The sequence below is a fragment of the Mariprofundus sp. KV genome (assembly GCF_013387475.1).
Taxonomy (GTDB): Bacteria; Pseudomonadota; Zetaproteobacteria; order Mariprofundales; family Mariprofundaceae; genus Mariprofundus.
Genome location: NZ_VWNB01000006.1, coordinates 138213 through 159177 on the forward strand (window position 1 = coordinate 138213; position 20965 = coordinate 159177).

Annotated in this window: 22 protein-coding genes and 1 riboswitch; of the genes, 7 read left to right on the top strand and 15 right to left on the bottom strand. The window is 52.4% G+C overall.

The window, feature by feature from the left end:
* Positions 1 to 86 precede the first annotated feature (86 nt).
* The 4 genes from cysK to thrC all read right to left on the bottom strand — a co-directional run bounded on the left by cysK (position 87) and on the right by thrC (position 2952).
* Positions 87 to 1019: a cysteine synthase A gene (cysK, locus tag F3F93_RS06525; RefSeq protein ID WP_176958359.1), complete on the bottom strand. Its 933-nt coding sequence runs from the start codon at positions 1017 to 1019 to the stop codon at positions 87 to 89.
* Positions 1020 to 1149: 130 nt separating this feature from the next.
* Positions 1150 to 1389 carry an NIL domain-containing protein gene (locus F3F93_RS06530; RefSeq protein WP_176958360.1) on the bottom strand — a complete coding sequence of 80 codons (240 nt, stop codon included), beginning with the start codon at positions 1387 to 1389 and terminating at the stop codon, positions 1150 to 1152.
* Positions 1389 to 1667 carry a ubiquitin-like small modifier protein 1 gene (locus F3F93_RS06535; protein ID WP_176958361.1) on the bottom strand — a complete coding sequence of 93 codons (279 nt, stop codon included), beginning with the start codon at positions 1665 to 1667 and terminating at the stop codon, positions 1389 to 1391. The genes F3F93_RS06530 and F3F93_RS06535 overlap by 1 nt, the downstream gene beginning before the upstream one ends.
* A gap of 34 nt (positions 1668 to 1701) precedes the next feature.
* Entirely contained in the window at positions 1702 to 2952 is a 1251-nt protein-coding gene (thrC, locus tag F3F93_RS06540) for a threonine synthase (protein ID WP_176958362.1), read from the bottom strand.
* Positions 2953 to 3059: 107 nt separating this feature from the next.
* Positions 3060 to 3192, bottom strand: a riboswitch (SAM riboswitch).
* A gap of 386 nt (positions 3193 to 3578) precedes the next feature.
* On the opposite strand from thrC, the gene apbC reads away from it, so the two are divergent.
* Complete coding sequence (gene apbC, locus F3F93_RS06545) at positions 3579 to 4652, top strand: iron-sulfur cluster carrier protein ApbC (RefSeq protein WP_176958363.1); 1074 nt, start codon at positions 3579 to 3581, stop codon at positions 4650 to 4652.
* 73 nt (positions 4653 to 4725) lie between these two features.
* Here apbC and F3F93_RS06550 read toward each other — a convergent pair whose 3' ends face one another.
* Both F3F93_RS06550 and F3F93_RS06555 read right to left on the bottom strand, forming a co-directional pair.
* Positions 4726 to 5355, bottom strand: coding sequence for a YqhA family protein (locus tag F3F93_RS06550; RefSeq protein ID WP_176958364.1), 630 nt, complete (start codon positions 5353 to 5355; stop codon positions 4726 to 4728).
* A 96-nt stretch (positions 5356 to 5451) separates the two neighbouring features.
* Positions 5452 to 6015 (bottom strand): YqhA family protein, encoded by a 564-nt coding sequence (locus F3F93_RS06555; RefSeq protein ID WP_176958365.1) that lies wholly within the window; start codon positions 6013 to 6015, stop codon positions 5452 to 5454.
* Positions 6016 to 6226: 211 nt separating this feature from the next.
* Between F3F93_RS06555 and F3F93_RS06560 the strand changes: the two genes are divergently transcribed.
* From F3F93_RS06560 to F3F93_RS06570, 3 genes are read left to right on the top strand one after another with little or no spacing between them, the layout of a single operon-like run.
* On the top strand, positions 6227 to 6715 hold the full coding sequence (locus F3F93_RS06560) for a DsrE/DsrF/DrsH-like family protein (RefSeq protein ID WP_176958366.1): 489 nt from the start codon (positions 6227 to 6229) through the stop codon (positions 6713 to 6715).
* A 26-nt stretch (positions 6716 to 6741) separates the two neighbouring features.
* Positions 6742 to 6966: a sulfurtransferase TusA family protein gene (locus F3F93_RS06565; RefSeq protein WP_176958367.1), complete on the top strand. Its 225-nt coding sequence runs from the start codon at positions 6742 to 6744 to the stop codon at positions 6964 to 6966.
* Between the two features lie 6 nt (positions 6967 to 6972).
* Positions 6973 to 7548 carry a methyltransferase domain-containing protein gene (locus F3F93_RS06570; protein ID WP_176958368.1) on the top strand — a complete coding sequence of 192 codons (576 nt, stop codon included), beginning with the start codon at positions 6973 to 6975 and terminating at the stop codon, positions 7546 to 7548.
* Between the two features lie 31 nt (positions 7549 to 7579).
* On the opposite strand, the gene F3F93_RS06575 is transcribed toward F3F93_RS06570, so the two are convergent.
* From F3F93_RS06575 to mutS, 7 genes are all read right to left on the bottom strand, one after another.
* The gene (locus F3F93_RS06575) at positions 7580 to 7996 is read right to left on the bottom strand and encodes an HIT domain-containing protein (RefSeq protein ID WP_176958369.1); all 417 of its coding nucleotides are present in this window, start codon (positions 7994 to 7996) and stop codon (positions 7580 to 7582) included.
* Positions 7993 to 8451: a YaiI/YqxD family protein gene (locus F3F93_RS06580; protein WP_176958370.1), complete on the bottom strand. Its 459-nt coding sequence runs from the start codon at positions 8449 to 8451 to the stop codon at positions 7993 to 7995. Before F3F93_RS06580 ends, F3F93_RS06575 begins: the two co-directional genes overlap by 4 nt.
* Positions 8451 to 9140: a sugar phosphate nucleotidyltransferase gene (locus F3F93_RS06585; protein WP_176958371.1), complete on the bottom strand. Its 690-nt coding sequence runs from the start codon at positions 9138 to 9140 to the stop codon at positions 8451 to 8453. Before F3F93_RS06585 ends, F3F93_RS06580 begins: the two co-directional genes overlap by 1 nt.
* The gene (locus tag F3F93_RS06590; RefSeq protein WP_176958372.1) at positions 9137 to 10057 is read right to left on the bottom strand and encodes a patatin-like phospholipase family protein; all 921 of its coding nucleotides are present in this window, start codon (positions 10055 to 10057) and stop codon (positions 9137 to 9139) included. The genes F3F93_RS06585 and F3F93_RS06590 overlap by 4 nt, the downstream gene beginning before the upstream one ends.
* An 83-nt stretch (positions 10058 to 10140) precedes the next feature.
* Positions 10141 to 12723, bottom strand: coding sequence for a [protein-PII] uridylyltransferase (gene glnD, locus F3F93_RS06595; RefSeq protein ID WP_176958373.1), 2583 nt, complete (start codon positions 12721 to 12723; stop codon positions 10141 to 10143).
* Positions 12724 to 12725: 2 nt separating this feature from the next.
* Complete coding sequence (locus F3F93_RS06600) at positions 12726 to 13043, bottom strand: DUF4156 domain-containing protein (RefSeq protein WP_176958374.1); 318 nt, start codon at positions 13041 to 13043, stop codon at positions 12726 to 12728.
* Entirely contained in the window at positions 13040 to 15634 is a 2595-nt protein-coding gene (gene mutS, locus F3F93_RS06605; RefSeq protein ID WP_241697023.1) for a DNA mismatch repair protein MutS, read from the bottom strand. Before mutS ends, F3F93_RS06600 begins: the two co-directional genes overlap by 4 nt.
* 409 nt (positions 15635 to 16043) lie before the next feature.
* On the opposite strand from mutS, the gene lspA reads away from it, so the two are divergent.
* Both lspA and F3F93_RS06615 read left to right on the top strand, forming a co-directional pair.
* Positions 16044 to 16520, top strand: coding sequence for a signal peptidase II (lspA, locus tag F3F93_RS06610; protein WP_176958375.1), 477 nt, complete (start codon positions 16044 to 16046; stop codon positions 16518 to 16520).
* Between the two features lie 78 nt (positions 16521 to 16598).
* On the top strand, positions 16599 to 16772 hold the full coding sequence (locus F3F93_RS06615) for a GGDEF domain-containing protein (protein ID WP_176958376.1): 174 nt from the start codon (positions 16599 to 16601) through the stop codon (positions 16770 to 16772).
* Between the two features lie 146 nt (positions 16773 to 16918).
* On the opposite strand, the gene F3F93_RS06620 is transcribed toward F3F93_RS06615, so the two are convergent.
* The gene (locus tag F3F93_RS06620; protein ID WP_176958377.1) at positions 16919 to 17380 is read right to left on the bottom strand and encodes a hypothetical protein; all 462 of its coding nucleotides are present in this window, start codon (positions 17378 to 17380) and stop codon (positions 16919 to 16921) included.
* 59 nt (positions 17381 to 17439) lie between these two features.
* Complete coding sequence (gene lon / locus F3F93_RS06625; RefSeq protein ID WP_176958378.1) at positions 17440 to 19899, bottom strand: endopeptidase La; 2460 nt, start codon at positions 19897 to 19899, stop codon at positions 17440 to 17442.
* Between the two features lie 95 nt (positions 19900 to 19994).
* Between lon and htpX the strand changes: the two genes are divergently transcribed.
* On the top strand, positions 19995 to 20897 hold the full coding sequence (gene htpX / locus F3F93_RS06630; RefSeq protein WP_176958379.1) for a protease HtpX: 903 nt from the start codon (positions 19995 to 19997) through the stop codon (positions 20895 to 20897).
* The last annotated feature ends 68 nt before the right edge of the window (positions 20898 to 20965 follow it).

Here is a 20965-nt window from a genome sequence, read left to right on the forward strand (position 1 = left end):
TAACCTCTTTTATGAACCACTAAGACACAAAGAAAATCTAATCACAGAGCGTAACTTTGTGACTTGGTGCCTTAGTGGTGAAAACTTTAGACTTCGATGCCTTTAAATAGATCTGTGGACATATAACGCTCAGCCATAGATGGCAGAATTACCACGATACGTTTGCCCTTCATCTCTGGTCGACTGGCCACTCGCACTGCAGCCATCACCGCTGCACCGGAAGAGATGCCACCTGGAATACCCTCTTCAGCAGCAAGGCGACGTGCCATCTCAAAGGCCTCATCGTTGGTCACCTTCTCAATACCATCAATAATATCGACATTCAGATTCTTCGGGATAAAACCAGCACCGATACCCTGAATCTTGTGCGGGCCGGGCGCTTCACCTGAAATCACGGGTGAATCAGCAGGTTCAACGGCAAAGGCCTTAAAGTCAGGATTGCGCTGCTTCAGCACCTCCGCAGCTCCAGTGATGGTGCCACCGGTACCTACACCGGCAACAATCGCGTCGATATTGCCATCGGTGTCGCGCCAGATCTCTTCAGCCGTAGTTCTGCGATGAATCTCGGGGTTGGCCGGATTCTCAAACTGCTGCGGCAGAAATGCACCTTCAGTAGTCGCGGCAATCTCTTCAGCCTTGGCAATAGCACCCTTCATACCCTTCTCGGCAGGCGTGAGCACAAGTTCAGCACCCAGCAATTTGAGCAGCTTGCGGCGCTCCAGGCTCATCGATTCAGGCATGGTCAGGATACAGCGGTAACCCTTGGCACGCGCCACAAAGGCCAGCGCGATACCGGTATTGCCACTGGTCGGCTCAACAATCAGGCCGCCGGGTTTCAGCCGCCCATCAGCTTCAGCCGCTTCGACCATCGCCTTGCCAATACGATCCTTCACCGAATTCAGCGGGTTAAAGAACTCCAGTTTGGCCACGATTTCAGCACCGCAACCAGCACTGACCCGATTCAGACGAACCAGCGGGGTATTACCAATCGCCTCTGCAGCATTATTAAAAATTGCCATTTCTAACTCCTGTCTTCACCACAAGTCTTACCACAGACTTTTTCACCACAAAGGCACGAAGGCACAAAGTAAACATTCAAGATTGGTTTTCTTTGTGTCTCTGTGTCTTAGTGGTAAAGAACACAAAACATCATCCTTCGATGATACTCTGCTCAATCGGGTCAACCTGAACACCCTGCTCACCCAGCCACTTCACAGCCGCATCGACCACATCGTTGTCGCCCTCAAGCTCAAGCCCGACAAGCCCCATATGATCCCTGACTTCAGCCGTTCGGATATTGGTAACCAGATCAAACTCTTTGCCCAACTGCCAGATAATCGGCGCACGCACAGTCGCCTCATCAAAGGTCAGATAAACACGGAACTTCATTAGCAACCGCCGGCAATGGCAGGGACGATAGAGATCTCATCACCATCTTTCAGTGCGGTGGCGCGACCATCAAGAAAGCGCACATCTTCATCGTTCACATAAACATTCACAAAGCGGCGAATTTCACCGGCATCGTCACACAGACGCTCTTTCAAGCCTGGATGTGCAGCCTCAAGGCTTTCAATCACATCACCGACTGTTGCGCCCTCTACACTTACTTCATCAGCGCCACCAGTCAGCTTACGCAGCGGGGTTGGAATACGTACAGATACACTCATTTCTCTCTCCTGTTCAAATTAAATCTTAATATATTTATGCGTCAGCAACGCCGTCAGCTTCAGCCAGCACATCAAACTCTTTCAAGCTGGCGTTGATAATACGCGGTTTGGTGATCGCATCCACTACTGCTTCCTGTGTCTTCAGCCCGTTACCGGTAATGCAGAGTACAATCGACTCATCACGCGGCAGCTTGCCGGACTCAATCATCTTCATTGCACAGCCCAGTGTTACACCACCGGCAGTCTCGGCAAAGATTCCTTCAGTCTCAGCCAGCAGCTTCATTGCAGCAATAACCTCCTCATCGGAGATATCTTCTGCCCAGCCACCGGATTCATTAATCACACGGTTGGCGTAGAAGCCATCGGCAGGGTTGCCGATAGCCAGTGATTTGGCGATCGTATCAGCATGCACAGGGTGGATCATGTCGGTACCGTCTTTCACAGACTTGGAGATAGGTGAACAACCTGTCGCCTGAGCGCCATACACGGCAGTGCCGGCATCTTCGATCAGACCAAGCTTGATGAACTCCTTAATCGCCTTATCCACCTTGGTACAGAGTGAACCCGAGGCCATCGGTACAACCACATGTTTGGGTGCCTTCCAGCCCAGCTGTTCCATCATCTCATAAGCCAGCGACTTGGAGCCTTCAGCATAAAACGGACGCACATTCACATTTACAAATGCCCAACCATACTTGCCGGCCACTTCAGAACAGAGGCGATTCACATCATCATATTTACCTTTGATCCCGATGATATTGGTACCGAAGATGCCAGCACCGAGCACTTTACCCTGCTCCAGATCGTGAGGAATAAAGACGTAGGACTCCAGCCCTGCTGCCGCTGCATTGGCAGCAACTGAACCGGCCAGATTGCCGGTAGAGGCACAAGCCACGGTAGTAAAACCAAACTCAACGGCCTTGGAGAGGGCCACGGAAACCACGCGGTCTTTAAAGGAGAGGGTCGGATAACAGACTGAATCATTCTTGATATAGAGCTCTTTCACGCCCAGCACTTTCTCAAGACGCTTTGCCCGCACCAGCGGGGTAAAACCATTCTGTGCACCCACAGTTGGCTCGCCATCAATCGGCAACAGTTCTTTATAACGCCACATGGTCTGCGGGCGAGACTCAATCAGTTCACGGGTAAATTTACCCTCAAGCTTGTGATAGTCGTACGCCACCTCAAGCGGGCCAAAACAGAACTCGCAAACATGCGTTGGCTCTATTGGATACTCCTGCCCGCATTCACGACACTTCAACGCACGAACGATACTTTCACTCATTATAGATACTCCGTTTTTTCAGGCGCATCCAGAAACGAAAAAACCTCCGCGATAGATGCGAAGGTTGTCATGTACAGAGCACAGGCATGCCCTTTACGAACAACCCGCCATCATCGCTCCCTCCGTGATTACTCACTTCGGGCAGGCATTGGCACCATTCTCCAAAAACTATCAAAATAGTCTCTGGCCGGTTGCCGCAGTTTCACAGGGCCTGTAACCCTCCACCGCTCTGGATAAAGCCGGATCAAAATATGTAGGTGCGAATTATCATGCCACTTTTGCAAAAGGCAAGCGTTCTTCGCTCACTACTGTTTGACACATACCCACATTATGGTTAGGTGTTTGCCTGAGATTTGTCCTCTCGAGCCGCGTCTTTCCCCTCCCTATACTTAAGACGCGGCAGCGCCCCGTTCGGTTTTCCGAGCGGGGCGTTTTTATTTACACCTTTCATTTACCCGTAAAAGCCCTGTTCTTGACACAACTGGCGAGGATTCACACGATGCTGCGTGCCTGAGAACTGCAGAGTAAAAAGACAAGCAGCTGCAGAACATGATCCTGGCAGACCAGCCATGATACGCATGGATTGCCTCATCCCTCAGACTGTCCATAGATACCCGGAGCCCTACATGATTACTGAAACCGACATCCTCAATGCACTCTCTGTGATCATCGATCCTGATTTCAAAAAAGATATTGTTTCGCTTGGTTTTGTTAAAAACATCACTATCAATGGTGCCCAGGTTGCATTCACAATTGAGTTGACCACGCCTGCCTGCCCGGTCAAAGAGGAGTTCCGTTCTCAGGCAGATGCGGCTGTAAGGGCTTTGCCCGGCATTGAGAAGATTGATATCACCATGAGCGCGAAAACTACTGCCGCCCAGAGCAAGGATCACATCCCGGGCGTAGCCAATATTGTTGCCATCGCATCGGGCAAAGGTGGTGTAGGAAAATCTACCACAGCGGTGAACCTTGCTGTTGCCATGGCTCAGACCGGCGCTCGTGTTGGCCTGCTCGACGCCGACATCTACGGCCCATCCATTCCACGCATGATGGGGCTTGCCGGTTACAAACCGGAGATCAATTATGAGACCAAAACCATCCAGCCATTGGAGAACTATGGTGTAAAAACCATCTCCATCGGATATCTGGTTGAAGACAATCAGGCGATGATCTGGCGCGGCCCGATGGTAGCCAGCGCCCTCAATCAGCTGCTCACCGATGTCGCATGGGGTGAACTTGACTACCTGTTTGTCGATATGCCTCCCGGCACCGGTGATGCACAACTCACGCTAACCCAGAAGGTGCCGGTAACCGGCGCTGTACTGGTCACCACACCACAGGACATTGCCCTGCTCGACTGCCGCAAAGGCATTGAGATGTTCCGCAAAGCCCGCGTTCCGGCCCTTGGTATTGTTGAAAACATGAGCCAGTTCATCTGCCCCCATTGTGGTGAGTCCAGCGCTATTTTTGCTGAAGGCGGTGCAGAGCGTTTAAGCCAGGAGTACAACACCGAAGTGCTGGCTCATATTCCACTGGATATCAAAATACGTGAGAAGGCGGATGAAGGTACGCCAATTGTTGCCGCATTTCCGGATTCAGAGCAGGCGGCCCACTACAAGAGACTGGCAGGTGATGTGGCCCGCAAAGTCAGCATCCAGAACAGTCGCAAGATCGATATCCCCGTCATTTTTCAGGATTAAAACAGAGAGGGCGCACAGCTTTGCTGTACGCCCCCGGATGTGCAAAAAGAAGAGTATTCGCTTACTAATCCAATCAGGAGCGGCGATCCGCTTCGCTGCCCACGCGACGCTTATCAGGTACGCCGCTGCGATCAGATGCACGAGTTTTCCACTCGCCCTTTTTGCGCGAAGCACGCTCGGTCACATAGAGCGTTGTACCAATAAGCAGAATGCCTGCAGAGAAGGTCATCAGATCCTTGATGCCGTCAATCTCCATACCAATGGCCATTTCGAAAAACTTCACAATCAGAACCATCATGATCACCTTGCCAAGGCGAGATTTCAGGTCATCCAGATTGTTCACCGAGAGCATATGCTCCGCAGATGTATCATGATCTTCATAAGCGTGATCGATTTTACTGATATAGAGCTCATACATACCCAGCCCAAAGATCATCAGTACAATCGCCAGCAGGAAGATATCAATCACCTTCACCACCATGCCGACAGCCTCTGCCCGCATCACGCCTCGGGCCTCAGGAGAATCCAGCAGATAATACTCTTTGAGCATATCGACAGCATAGAAGGTATCGACTGCCGAGATATAAAACATAATCAGTGCGGCACCAATGCTACACATCACAGCCAGAAGGACTGCCCAGCGGGATGTCCATAAGACCTGTTCAAAGCCACTTGAGAATGCTGATTTTTTAGGTGTTTCCATGATTCCTCACAAGATTAATCGCCAATGCCCGTTTAATAGAGCGCTGGTTTTTTTTCACTTCACGCAACTCAATACTCTGCGTACTGCATAAACTTGTTACTTGCCCGCACTTCCTCGGGTTGCCATTTCTGTCAACACCAGTGCTGCCGCACTCATCAACACACCACCGGCAAACATCAGCAGGGCCATGGTATTATCAACCTCCATACCGATCGCCAGCTCAAAGAATTTCACGATAAGGATCATCATGATCACCTTACCAAGACGCGACTTCAGGTCATCCAGACTGTCAATGGAAAGCAGATGCGCTGAAGCATCATCCTCAGCATCATAGGCGTGATGAATTTTACTGATATAGAGTTCATATAGTCCCAGACCGAAGATCAGCAATACAATCGCCAGCAGAAAGATATCAATGATCTCTACCACCTGGGCAACCGCTTCTGCCCTGATCTCACCGCGATCAGCATAATCATCAACGCCGGCATAGGTGGCCAGATGCTCTATGGTGTAAAAGGTATCAACACCTGCGATATAAAACATCAGCAGCGCTGCGATAACGCTACTGATGACGGCAACAAGAACAGCCCAGCGTGAGTTCCACAGGCTGTTTTCAAATACGGCCTCAAGTGCCGATCGATCTTCTGATTTTTTTAACATAAATTCTTTCCCCCGGACAAGCAGCCCTAAGCAAAAAACGAGCCAACCGATCCGCATAATGGCCATTTAAAAAGTGCGTTCATTTCCGATTAAGACAAAGAGTGCTTTAATTATATATCGCCTGTTTCTATCCGAACTTGAATTTAATCCTGTTTGCCCTTTTTCTATCAACGACTAGGTTTCGCAGCCCTACAATAACGGAGGTGTAACGTTGACTCTGCCCACTGATAAGAAAAAAGTATCCATCGTCTGTTTCTCCGGCGATTTTGATAAGATCGTTGCCGCCTTCACCATTGCTACGGGCGCAGCTGCCACCAACCGTGAAGTAACCATGTTCTTCACCTTCTGGGGACTCAATGCCCTGAAGAAGAACAAGGGGCGTGCCGCCACAGGCAACAGCATCATGGCCAAGGCTTTCAATTTCCTCATGGGAGGATTGAACAACCTGCCGCTCTCTCGCCTGAACTTCTTCGGCGCCAGCCCGAAGCTGATGACCGGCATGATGAAAAAGCACAATGTAGCTACCCTTCCTGAACTGGTTGAAGCTGCCCATGCGCTCGGCATTCGCATCGTCGCATGCGAGATGGCCATGCATATTCTAGAGGTCGGTAAAAGCGATATGATCGAAGAGGTACAGGATGTGGCTGGTGTAGCCACCTTCCTCAATGAATCCGAAAACGCCCACATTATTTTCATCTGACCTATTTAGATAAGGATACTATTACCATGAAACATTTCCTCGATATTACCCGCGAGACCTGCCCGATGACCTTTGTGAAGGTGAAGCTGAAACTGGCCCAGATCAACAAAGGCGAACAGTTGGAAGTACTGCTTAACGAAGGCGAACCACTGCAAAATGTTCCCCGCTCATGTGAAGAGCAGGGCTTTAAAGTTCTCTCCAATGAACCTACCGATGAGGCTGGTAAACATATGCTGGTGATTGAGAAGTAATCGACTTTGACTGATCGCGCCTTCTGGGAAGCCAAGTATAAGAATAACGAAACCGGCTGGGATCGCGGTGATTTCAGCCCTGCCCTAACCAAATGGCTGGAGACTCTGGAGCCTTGCCGCATACTTGTGCCCGGTTGTGGTCGTGGCCATGAGGTGATTGAGCTGGCTCGTCGCGGTTTTGACATCACCGCTGTCGACATTGCGACACCTGCCATTGATCACATGCAGGCCATGCTCGAAAAAGAGAAGCTTACCGCCACCCTGATTCACGGCGATCTCTTTGAGATTGAGCTACCACCCTTTGATGCGATCTATGAGCAGACCTGCCTCTGTGCCATTCAACCCAGCCAGTGGAAAGAGTACGAAGCGTGGTTATACAATCACCTGAAACCCGGCGGCCAGCTACTTGCCCTGTTTATGCAGACCGGAGCAGAAGGTGGCCCACCTTTCCACTGTGATCTGTCAGAGATGAAACCCCTTTTCGATGAATCCCGCTGGCAGTGGCCGGAATCCGCTGGTGATGCTGTCGTGCACCCCTCAGGCCGTCATGAGCTGGCCCACCTGTTAAAACGAAAACTTTAAGCATCAACAGGTAAAGTTTACCCATCTCCGGTCACGACTCACATACAAGTTGTGGCAACCCCTGAAAGATATGCGATTTCAATATCTTCACCTCTTCATCCAGATAGGGAACAGCCTCTAGCTTACCCCAAACCGGAGCAGGCCAGGCCGGGTCGGATTTGTAGCGGACGATGTGGTGAATATGCAGTTGCGGCACCATATTGCCGAGAGCGGCGATATTGATCTTGTCGGCGTTGAACGCTTTTTCGATGACTGCAGCCAGTTGCGAAGATTCGCGCATCAACTGCTGCTGATCTTCATCTGATAACTGATGGATTTCGGTGATGCCTTCGCGCTGTGGAACCAGAATAAACCACGGGTAGTTGGCATCATTAAGCAGAAGCAGCGTACAGAGTGGCAACTTCCCCACTACAAAACAGTCTTTTTCCAGCTGAGGATGCAGAATCATCGGTTCTCCTTTAGATGTTTGGTGATAAAACGATCAAACTGATTGGCAAAAGCCATGCGATCAGCCTGACTGAAAGGCGGAGGCCCACCTGTAACCACACCAGCCCCGCGCATCTCATCCATCATATTGCGAACACTTAACGCCCTGCGCACATTATCCCGGGTATAGAGCTCGCCTCTTGGATTAAGCGCGAAGCCTCCCTTCTCGATCATGCCTGCAGCCAGTGGAATATCGGCAGTAATAGCCAGATCTCCCGGTTCGCAATGATCAACGATATAAGCATCGGCCACATCGGCTCCGGCAGCCACATGAACCGAATCGATATAGTCAGACTTAGGGTGCTGCAGCTGCATGTTGGCGACCAGTGTCAATGGGATCTGCACACGCTCAGCCGCACGATAGAGAATCTCCTTGATCACTTTGGGACAGGCATCGGCATCAATCCAGATACGCATCAGCGACGCCCCATCAGACGACAGGCGCGCATCAGATCACCCGGCCTGCCGATATCAAACCACTCTCCCTTGTGGACTGCACCACGGCAGCGCCCCTGTTCAACAAGTTCGCGCATCGGCTTCACCAGTGAAAAAACAGAACCCAACGCATAGTGATCGAACACCGTCTCATCCCAGAGTGAGATGCCGGAGAAGGTGAAACGCGACTCTCCCTGGTTGGTCACCTCGCTGCCATGCAACGCAAAATCACCAACAGGATGGTGGGCTGGATTATTCACCAAACCGATCGCTACCCCCCGCTCTGGCACCAGATGACTCAAACGATGGAGTTCAAAGTTGCTCAGTACATCGGCATTATAGACCGCCACCAGCCCACTGCCCGACAGAAACCCCAGCGCCTGTTTCACACCACCGCCTGAATCAAGCAGTGAGGATTCATAACTGATCGAAATGCGGCATCCGAAACGAGAACCGTCACCCAGATAATCCCTGAGCAGCCCTGCATGGTGATGGGCATTAACTGCAATATCGTGAATGCCCTGAGCCACCAGCGAGCGGATGACATGCGCAACGACAGGTTCACCCGCCACCTGCATCAGCGCTTTGGGGCGGGAGCTGGTCAACCACTTCAGCCGTGTTCCAAGCCCTGCCGCCAACACGACAGCCCTTTCAACCCGTGCCCCCGTCACTGCTGCAGCTTTTTGATCAATGCAGGCATCTTCTCATATGCCGCCTGCCGTCCGCGATCAATCTCCTGTTCAGGATTACTGAAATCATTCCATTGGGTAAACCCGACCAGCGGCTCAATCACCACATCGGCATGATCCCGATTGGCCTTGCGCAGATGGAAGGATTTAACCTGTGTGGACCAGTCGAGCATGCCGTAGACATTAGCCGGTTCAATGTCATTGCGAGGCCTTGATCCGACATTAACCGCAACCACCAGCTGATGGGGACGGGCCACCATCTGCGCTTCAATCACAGGCAGATCGGAAGCCACACCACCATCAACATACTTTTTACCACCGACATGTACCGGCTCAAACACGCCCGGAATCGCCATGCTTGCAGCAATCGCACAGGGCAGTTTGACATGCGAATCGACTGAAAATATCTGGCACTCGCCGCTGGGAAACTCAACGGCCGTGATATAGAGGGGGATTTTGGCATCAATGAACGATTCACCACCACAAAAAGTAAATGCGATATCGATCAGGGCATCGGTATCGGCAATGGATCGATCCGTTGCCGCCCGCGTCAACATGATCGACTGCTTGGCTGCAGCGGTAAGTCTGGAGAGCCAGCTCTGCTCCTCTTCCCCCTCCCCGTCAAGCGCTGGCAGGGAGAGTCTGGAGAAGGACTCATGCGAGATAATATCCATGGTTCGAGCCATCACTTTTCTGGCATCCGGATCAATCGCATACATCGCCCCGAACAGCGCTCCGATACTGCAGCCGATGATCGCATCAGGTCTGAGTTTATGCTCTTCAAGCACCTCCAGCACACCAAGATGGGCCAGTCCACGGCCACCGCCACCGCCAAGTGCCAGCACAAACCCGTGTTTTTTCTCCTGACGGGCAGCAAAGATACGATCAAGCAGATTCATCTCTATTTGAACTCCTTATAACCCCTGACAGGGCTGTGGCAACGACAGCGGCTATACGACCCTCTTCTCAACTATCGCGCGAGTCAGGTCAACGGGTGTTGATCTGACTCGCTTGCTGGCAGTGCCGCTACTTCACGCAGTTTAGCACATAAAACCTCTATCTGTTCAGGTGAAAGCGGCCCGGAATCGCTCCCGGCAATAAAGAAGACATCAACAGCCCGCTCACCAAAGGTGGAAACCGAAGCGCCATGCAGCGAATACCCCTGCTGCGCAATCGCATCGGCCAGACGCGCCAGAAGCCTTGGCTGATCGGCTGTAGATACCTCGATTGCCGTTTCACGGAATGATGCTTTAGGCAGCTCGCGCACACGAACCGGCACGTTACGCATCAGCACATTTACCTTGAACTTCTTGCTGATCACCAGTGCAGGCAGACTCTCAGCCTGCAACAGCGCCGCCACGCGCTCCTGCAGCCGCTCAAGATCACTATGCACATTGAACGGAGCACCGCGTTGACCCTGCAGATGGAACACATCCAACACACGACCATCATTAAGCATATAGGCCTGAGCGGCCAGGATACTGGCGTGCCCCGTGGTCAGTGTTGCCGCCAGCGCAGCAAACAGCCCCGTCCGCGGCAGCCCGACAATATAAAACAGTGTTTCACTGCGATCATTATCCACCCAGTACTTCACCGCATTACCATCACTGCCGGCAATCAATGACACAATATCGACCAGCTGGCGAGGCGGGAAGTGCATAAGACACTGGCGCGACATGGTCGCCAGAGCAGCCCGTATATCGGCCTCATCGCCATCATCAACGCTGCTGAGTACCGAATCCACACGTGTCTGGTAAAGGCGCTCAGCCGTTTCACTGATCGTCTCATCACTAAGAAAATGGTTCTTGGTTGAGCGGTAGAGCTCAGCCAGCAGTGAACCTTTCCAGTCATTCCAGACATTAGGCCCCACCGCTGCGATATCGGCCACCGTCAACAGCAGCAGATAGTTGAGTCGGCTGTGATTACCTACCCGATCAGCAAAGGAGCGAATTACTTCAGGATCTGAAAGATCAAAACGCTGACTCTTCACTGCCATGAGCAGATGCTCTTTGACCAGCCACTCCACCAGCTCTACAGCATCCAGATCAAGGTGCATGCGTTCACAGAAGCGACGGGCAATTCTGGCACCCTCTTTAGAGTGATCGCCGGGCAACCCCTTGGCGATATCATGAAAAATAAGGGCAATATAGAGCAGTTCCGGGCGGTTAATGGTGTGACACACCTCATGCGCCAGTGGCAGGCGAACATCGCGGTCACGATGAAAAAAGTTGCGCGCCTCTCCTACCGCACGAATGGTATGCTCATCAACAGTAAAAGCGTGGTACTGGTTAAACTGCCCCAGCCCCACCACCTCACGGAATTCGGGGATAAAGCGTCCGAGCACACCTGTATCGTGCATCTGCCTGAGCACCCACTGCACATTACGTTTACTGCGCAGGATTTTCATGAATATGCGTTGTGCCAGTGGATCATCACGCATGGCATCATCAATCAGCAACACATCAGCCCGAACCTGCCGTAACGCCCGGCTGGAGAGTCGACGCTTACCCTTCTGTGCCTCCCTGAAAATGCGCAGCAGCCGCAACGGCTCATCCTTGAAAACACTGTCATCGGCAATACTCAGGCGTTTACCTTCAAGTATGAAACCATGGTCAATCGACTTCTTAAAGGCAAAAAGCCGTGGGTTTAACTGCTCTCTGAAATGCATATAGAGCAAGCTGGATACGCGAGAGATACGGCCGACATGACGAAAGTAGTCCTTCATAAAGGCATCAACAGCAGGCCGGTGCGAGACAGGCTGATACCCCATGCGCTCAGCCAGAATCGCCTGCTGTTCAAAACCCAGTCGATCAGATGGACGGCGCATCTCCAGATGCAAACCTGTTCGGCAACGCCAGAGAAATTCCTGCGCACTCAACAGGCCGTCACGTTCGTGTGCAGAGATCGCCCCTTTCTCCACCAGTTCAGCAATGCTATCGCAGCCATACCAGACCTTGGCTATCCAGAAAACAGCCTGCACATCACGCAATCCGCCTTTGCCCTCCTTGATGTCGGGCTCCATCCAGAATGCTGTGCCACCTGTACGGGCATGACGCGCTTTCACCTCGGCCAGTTTTGCCTCAACAAACGCCTTACGTCGCTTTTTAAAGAATTTCTCCAGCCCCCGTTGCAACTCTTCATAGCGCTCGCCGGGACCGATCAGAAGACGCGATTCAGATGCTGCTGTGGCGCTGTTCCAGTCCTCTTTGACATGCTCCAGACACTCTTTGACACTGCGCACGGCATGACCGATCTTGGCGCCCATATCCCATAGTGCGAGAAGAAATGCCTGTATCTCCTGTTCAATAGCCTCTGAACACTCTCCAGAGAGCAGAAACCACATATCCCAATCAGATTTGGGAGCCAGTTCACCGCGACCATTGCCACCGACAAGCACCAGATCAATAGAACGGCACGCTGTTGGCGCTTTCTGCTGCCAGAGACGAATCAGCAGCGCATCAACGCCGCGACACATCAAACCGGTCAGCTCCCCACCTGCTGCCCCGGCTTTAAACGCCTCTCCTACAGCGTCATTGAGCTTGCGCAGCTCCTCTTTTTCAGACAAAACTATTTACCACAGTGATAGACATTAAAGGCCTGCTCACCATCAATCACCTTGCTGACAGCCACAATGGTGTCGCCATTCAGCTCGGCAGCACTGTTCTTCGCCATCGTCTGCAACTCACCGGCCACCTTCTCTTCATCACGCGGAATAAAGACAACCTTGTCCAACACCGCCACAGTCACCTTGGCAATATTTTTGCATGTTTTAACCTGCTCAAAGGTAGCAACAGTGACACTTTCACCTGTCTCTGTCGGCTTCACCCAGGTACAGCCAGCAGCCAGCAGCGCTACAGAGAGAAACATCCATACTGATTTTTTCATGATTCACTTACCCCGTTTTTTAATTGATCCAATAACATCAGCGCATCAACCGGACGCATCGATTCAATATCAATGCCCTGCAATACATTTTCCAATGCTCGCAGGCGTTCCAGATCGCGCTCCTGCTGTTTTTTCTCCGCCACAGCAAACAGCCCCAACTGTGGCTTGCCTCGCTCTGCCGCCAACTCTGAACCATGCTCCAGTCGAAAAAGGTGTTCACGCGCACGTTTGATTACCTCACGCGGCAATCCTGCCAGCTGCGCCACAGCAATGCCGTAGGACTGATCCGCCGCATCCTCTATCACCTGATGCATAAAGATCACCGAACCATTCCACTCACGCACTGTGACAGAGGCATTAAATGCAGCGTCAAATTCGTCCGGCAGCTCAGTCAGCTCATGGTAGTGGGTGGCAAACAGTGTCAGCACATCAGCTGATGCAATCAAACGCTCGGCCACTGACCATGCTATGGCCAGTCCATCCCATGTGCTGGTGCCACGACCAATCTCATCGACAATCACCAGCGAACGCGGCTCCAGCTGATTGAGAATCGTGGCCGTCTCCATCATCTCAACCATGAATGTTGATCTGCCACTGCTGAGTTCATCTCCTGCCCCGACACGGGTGAAAATGCGTCGGGTCAACGGAATACGCGCCTCATCAGCAGGTACAAAACAGCCGGTGTGAGCCAGCCATACAATCCATGCCACCTGCCGCATATAGGTCGACTTGCCACCCATGTTAGGCCCGGTCAGCAGCATAAAGCGCCGATTTTTCAGATCCATGTGGGTATCGTTGGCGACAAACGGTTCGTTGCTATCGAGGAACCGTTCAACCACCGGATGGCGACCACCCACCAGCTTCATGCTGCGGCCACTGTGCACCTCAGGCCGCACATAGTTGTAGCTGCGCGCCAGCCAGGCAAAACAGCAGAGCACATCAAGTCTGGCCACCGCCTTAGCTGCCTGCTGAATCATTGATGCTGCACTGCACAGTTTTCTGCTTAGCGCCTCAACCAACTCATCTTCACGACTTAATGCCGCATCCCGGGCACCAAGCACCTCGGCCTCAAAACTGTGCAACTCATCGGTAATGAAACGCTCCGCATTGACCAGTGTCTGTTTGCGCACGAAATCAGGCGGTGCATCTTTTGCCTGCACCTTTGATATCTCAATAAAATAGCCGAACACCTTGTTGTACTTCACACGCAGATTGGCCAGTCCGGTGCGCTCCCGCTCCCGCGCCTCATAATCGCGCAGCCATGCATTGGCATCGTGAGCCAGCCCCCGCAAGCGATCCAACTCGCCATCAAAGCCTTCACGAATCACACCACCATCGCGGAACACCTGTGGCGGAGCCTCGACGATGGCACTGTCGAGCTCCGCTGCCAGCGACTCCATTCCCTGCATGGCACTGCTCATAGCGGCAAACAGACCACTGCGATCCTCAATCAGGGCATACAACTCAGGCAGCGCAATAATCGCTTCGGTCAAACCCCGAAAATCACGCGGAGAGGCGCGATTGAGAACGATACGCGTCAGCATCCGCTCCATATCACGCACACCACCAAGCCGCTGGCGCAATGACTGCAAGGTCTCCTGATCATCGAGCAGACTCTGCACTGCATTCTGACGATCATTGAGTTGTGCCATGTCACTCAAAGGCCTGTCGATCCACTCCCGCAGCAGGCGTGCTCCCATCGGGGTTTTGCTCTCATCCAGCACATGGATCAGGCCACCCTTGGGGTCTCCTGCCAGTGAGCAGTAGAGTTCAAGGTTTCTTCTCGAGCGCATATCGATGCGCATACCACTTCCCTGTTCAACAAATACCGGTAGCGAGAGATGTTCAAGCGCACACCTCTGGGTCTGACCAAGATAGACCAGCACAGCCCCGATCGCTGCAGCGGCATGCTCATGTTTTTCAAGATTGAGTGATTGCCAGTCACTGACACCAAAATGCTGCTGCAGCTGTTCTCGTGCCACGGCAGCACTAAAACTCCAGTCTCCCGGTCGATTCACAGGCACAGCGTGGCGGGAGTCATCGGATGTGCTCAGTAACAGCTCAGCCGGTGCCATCACCGCCAGCTGCTCTTCGAGAAGCAGATCACCTGATCCCTCAGTGAGGCGCCAGTGGCCACATGAGAGATCTACCGCAGCCAGCCCCCACGCCTCTCCCTTGTGATAACAGGCTACCAGCGGAGCAGAGCGAGCCTGATCCAGCAGCTCCGCCTCGGTAATCGTACCGGAGGTGACAACACGCACCACCTCGCGCCGAACCGGCCCCTTGCTGCCATCGGGTGCTTCCATCTGTTCACACACTGCAACCCGTTTACCGGCAGCGACGAGGCGGGCCAGATAACCCTCAGCCTGATGCCAGGGTACGCCCGCCATCGGAATATCATCGCCATTGGCTTTACCGCGTTTGGTCAGCGTGATATCGAGAATCTTCGATGCCTCTACGGCATCCTCAAAGAACATCTCATAAAAATCGCCCATGCGATAAAAGAGCAGGCAGTCCGAATGCTCGGATTTAATCTTCAGATACTGCTGCATCATAGGGGTGTGAGTCGTTTGACCCGGTGTCTTCGCCATGGCCGCAATGTAACACGCAGTTTGGCGATATTTAAGAAGGAACTGTGCATCTGATTAAAAGGTGCGAACGACCTGATTGTCTGACTGTGAAAAAGGGCATGTTTAATAGCTTTTCAGGAGATGCTTAAGCCCGGGAAATGTGCGAGGGAAGGGGGGGGGAAGGGGAAGGTGCACATTTGCCCGGGCTGTTTATAAAGCACTATCGCTTCTGATATCTATATCGGCAGATAACATACGCCCTTTAACAATCCTGTTGTGAAAGAGGCGTCGCAACAGGGCTTAGTTTAGAGATCCGATTGGTACGAAAATGTGACCCACATCATCTTTTCACACTTTACCTTTCCGCCATCTCCGCCGTTGACTTCACCACCCTTGCACCGGAGCGTTCCCGCCTCAAAAGGGAAGAAACATGAATAGAACCAGAAATCAAATCCTGCTGTTTATCCTGCTGATCGCCGCCGATCAGATCAGTAAGTGGTGGATCCAGCAGCCCGACTTCAAAGCCTTCGTCGTTATCGACGGCTATTTCAACATCATCCGCGCCTACAACCCGGGCGTTGCCTTCTCAATGTTTTCCGACCTGCCAGATGCTGTACGCATCTGGTTGCTGCTCGCAGTCACCGTTGGCATAGCTGTCGCCGTTAGCTTCTGGTGGTGGCAGGAGCGCCAGAGTGCCGGCATCACCTCATGGCTACTGGTGCTGATTCTGGCGGGTGCAGTCGGCAACATATGGGATCGCATGCAGCTGGGTTATGTGGTCGACTTTATCGACTGGTACGTGCGCACTGATGCCGTTGAGTACCACTGGCCTGCTTTTAATGTTGCCGATGCCTGCATCTCAATTGCCGTAGTGATGCTTCTGATCACCAGCTTCAAACAGCGCTAATCACACATTCATAGCAGCCCTAACACCTTTAATCAGGCCTGCGACTTCATCTGATTTCTAAAGTTTTCTGCCTCTCCGATGCATGCCAATGACCCGGATGACGATTCCTACAAACATATCCACAACATCTCACAGGAGTTCCTCGTGTTCACTGATCATTTCAAGGCTGTCAACGACACCTACGGAGATCCGGCAGACGATGCCCTGCTCATCGCAGTAGCTACTAAGTTACATAAACTGGCAGAGAGATGATTTCGGCAACCATTTCGCTGGGCCTTGCATACATTCCCGGCTCCACACGGCCGAATCGCCTGACCACTATCTGAGAATCGCTGATCGCGCCCTCTATCAGGCCAAAGAGAGAGGCAGAAACAAAACCATACTTGGTACAGACTGATTTACAGACGTTTCACCATCTTACTTGCCACCTGATCTGCGAGTATAGCCAGCCGCCGCTGATTCGTATTTGTGCCATAGATGCCTCCTGCAGCATCATAAATGCTACTCACCGCCTCAGAAGCCACCACCTCCCCATCTCGGGTAATCCATATCCTGATGCCCATCTCATCAACACCAGCCACCTGCCATAACAAAAACACCGCCGCATTTTTTCTTAAACGGATATATTTGATCTCGATATGGATAACCAGCGCCTCATCCTCACTCCAACGCCCTGACTTTCGCAGCTGACGCTCTGTCGCATGCGTAAGACGATTGCCAACGAAATCAAACACCTTACCTTTAGAACCTTCCACCTCAACCTGACTGGCAATATATTTCACCTCGGAAATCCGGTCATATTCTTCCAATAGCGGCGCATTGGAGAGACCAGTGACAACAGGCTGGTCGGTATGTGCCACACAAGCGCTTAAAACTACCATCAGAAGCGCGGCAAGAACGCCTCGTCGCAGACTCTTGTTCAGATCTTTTTCCTGCGTTCAGATCGCATGCGAATGCCGAACATCAGACGCGCCACATCCTTAAAATGACGGGCATAATGAATCACCAACCCTTCACGCACACTCTCCGGCAACTCAGCCACATCCACCTCATTGGCAGAAGGAAGAATCACTTCGCTGATTCCCAAACGTTTGGCCGCCAGCAGTTTTTCACGCTCACCACCAATGGGCAGCACATCCCCCACCAGTGTCAGCTCACCTGTCATGGCAATGCGTTCGGGCGATCTATCCAGTGCCAGAGAGAGCAGGGCCGTCGCAATGGCGATGCCTGCAGATGGCCCATCCTTGGGAACCGCACCTTCAGGCACATGCAGATGGATAAAGGCTTTATCAAAGAAGTCGGGAGCAACGCCGAAACGGTCAAGATTGGCACTGACATAGGAGTAGGCAATCTCGACTGACTCCTGCATCACCTTACCCAGTTGTCCGGTCACCTTCATGCCACGGCGATCATGATGTGTGATGGTAGCCTCAAGCGTCAGCGTGGTACCACCCATAGCCGTCCAGGCCAGCCCTGTTGAGAGGCCAACGCCCTGCTTGATCGCCTGCTCACGAAAACGGGGTTTGCCGATATACTCGGCAATATCGGAGATGCCAATACGCACAGGCGTCTCAGTGGAACCTTCCGCAAGGTTGCGTGCCAGCTTGCGCAGAATCTTCTTCAACAATCCCTCTAAACGCCGCACACCCGGTTCACGTGCATAGTTCTCAACCAGATGCTTGAGCACCCCAGACGTCAACGTGACATCGCTGCGTTTTAAGGCGTGTTCATTTAACTGGTTCGGCCAGAGATGTTTGCGTGCAATCTCCACCTTTTCACTGGCCATATAACCGGGCAGACGAATGATTTCGGCACGATCAAGCAGAGGCCTTGGCACGGTATCAAGTTGGTTGGCGGTCAGCAGAAACAGCACCTGTGAGAGATCAAAGCGGACATCGAGATAGTGATCCATAAAATCTGAATTCTGCTCCGGATCAAGCACCTCCAGCAGCGCAGAGGAGGGGTCGCCACGGAAATCGTTACCGATCTTATCCACCTCATCGATCATAATCACCGGATTGGCCACCTCAACACGCTTCAGCGCCTGCACAATCTTGCCCGGCATGGCACCGATATAGGTACGACGGTGACCTTTAATCTCAGCCTCATCACGCATGCCACCGACTGAAAAACGGTAGAAGGGACGGCTTACCGCCTCTGCAATGGCTTTACCCAGTGACGTTTTACCCACGCCCGGCGGGCCGACAAAGAGAATGATGGAGCCACCCACCGCCTTCTTGCGAGCACCCACGGCGATGAACTCAAGAATACGATCTTTCACATCCTCCAATCCTGAGTGGTGTTTGTTCAAGGCCCGTGTCGCAGCCTTCAGGTTGTAGCGGTCACGACAGGTCTTACCCCACGGCAGGCAGGTCAACCAGTCCAGATAGTTACGGGTAACACTATACTCAGGGGATGCGGTCTCCAGCATCGAGAGCTTGTTCAGCTCCTCTTCAAATGCGCCATCGGCCTCTTTACTGAACTTAAGCTTTTTGGCCTTCTTCCTGAACTCCTCGATCTCCTTCTCACGAGGATCTTCATTCATACCCAGTTCGCGCTGAATCTCATGCAGTTGCTCCTGCAGAAAAAAGCGGCGCTGCTGATCAGAGACACGCTCCTCGATATTGTCACGGATTTTACGCTGCACCTTACTAACGTTGAGTTCGCGATTGAGTAGCGTCACCACCTTCTTCAGGCGATCATAAATCGGATAGGTCTCAAGAATCTCCTGCAGGTCCTCGCGACTGGCAGTGGTCAGACTGGCTGCAAAATCGGCCAGCCGGTTGGGCTCATTGACATCAAAGCGTGAGGCAAAAAGACGCAACTCCTCCTCATGCAGCGGATTATGTTTGAGCAACTCCTTGATCGTATTGATCACGGCAACGGTATAGGCGCGCAGCTCAATATTATCTTTATAGGAGGTCTCTTCACGATAGGCCGCCCTCACCCGGATCGGATGCTCATCACTGATGAAACTCTCAATACGGAAACGGCGCAGACACTCGACCACCAGATGCAGGCCGTGCCCTTCGATCTCTACCGCCTTGGCAATGCGGGCAACCACGCCCACCTCATAGAGATTGGCCGGTTCGTACGGTTCATTCTCGTCACGTACCAGCACAAGGCCGATGTGCTGCTGATGGCTGGCTGCCAGTTCACGCACCACCTTGCTCATATCCTCATTCTCATAGACCAGCGGCACCACCAGTCCGGGGAATAGCGGGCGATTGGAGAGTGGCAGCAGCGTCAACTGATTGGGCAGCACCTCATCGGCCTGCACCAGTGATGCTTCCATGCTTTCGCCCTCATCAGCAGAGCCGACATCAAGGCTATCAATTTCATCTAAAATTTCAGGGTCGTGAATATCGTCTGGCTTCATAACGTTTTATTAAGGTTATCCTCATCATTTTTCAAGACTTGAATTCATACGCTAGCATCCCCACATTTAACCTGACAATCAAAAAAGGAGATTTCATGCGCAGCTTCAAAGGTATTTTTCTGTTAATCATCACCAATGTACTGATCTTTTTTACCCTGGCGATCACCGGCACCATTCTCATAGAGGTGGTTTTACCGAACTTCGGTATTGATCTGCGGGGCACTGTTGCCGCACAGGACTTCGCCTGGGCGATGGTCTTCGGCTTTGGCGGCGCTTTTATTTCACTGTTTATGTCCAAGTTTCTCGCCAAGCGAGGCATGCGCATGCAACAGATCACCAGCCCGTCCACGCCCAAAGAGAAGGTGGTCTACAACACTGTTGCCGAGCTTGCGCAGCGTGAAGGCATTAAGATGCCGGAGGTGTGGGTCTACTGGGATGATGTTCCCAACGCCTTTGCCACCGGCCCTACCCGCAACAATGCCATGGTAGCCGTATCCTCAGGCCTGGCCATGAATCTCACCGATGACGAACTCAAAGCGGTGGTTGCGCATGAGGTCGGTCACATCAGCAATGGCGACATGATGGCCACCACCCTGCTACAGGGATTGATGAACACCTTTGTTTACTTCCTTGCCCGCATGATCTCCCGTCCGCTGATGGAGCGTAATTACTGGCTCGGCTTTGCAGTCTATATGGCACTGCAATTCATGCTCTCAATTCTGGCGATGATCCCGATCTGCTGGTTCTCCCGTCGTCGCGAGTTTCGTGCTGATGCCTTTGCCGCTGATGCGGTGGGTGCGGCATCCATGGCCTCTGCCCTGCAGAAGATCGAAGCGCTCTCTCAACGCACACTGGCCACTGAACATCGCGAAGAGGGCATGAGTGAAGATGCTCTGGCGACCATGAAAATCCATGGTCAGTCTTCAGGTTTCGCTCATCTGTTTTCCACGCATCCGCCAACAGAGGCGCGTATCGCAGCACTGAAAAACCGTAAATAGTCAGCCGCTGTTAATACAGCATCAAAGGCGTGCCAATCCGGTGCGCCTTTTTTCTTGCACTGGCGAAC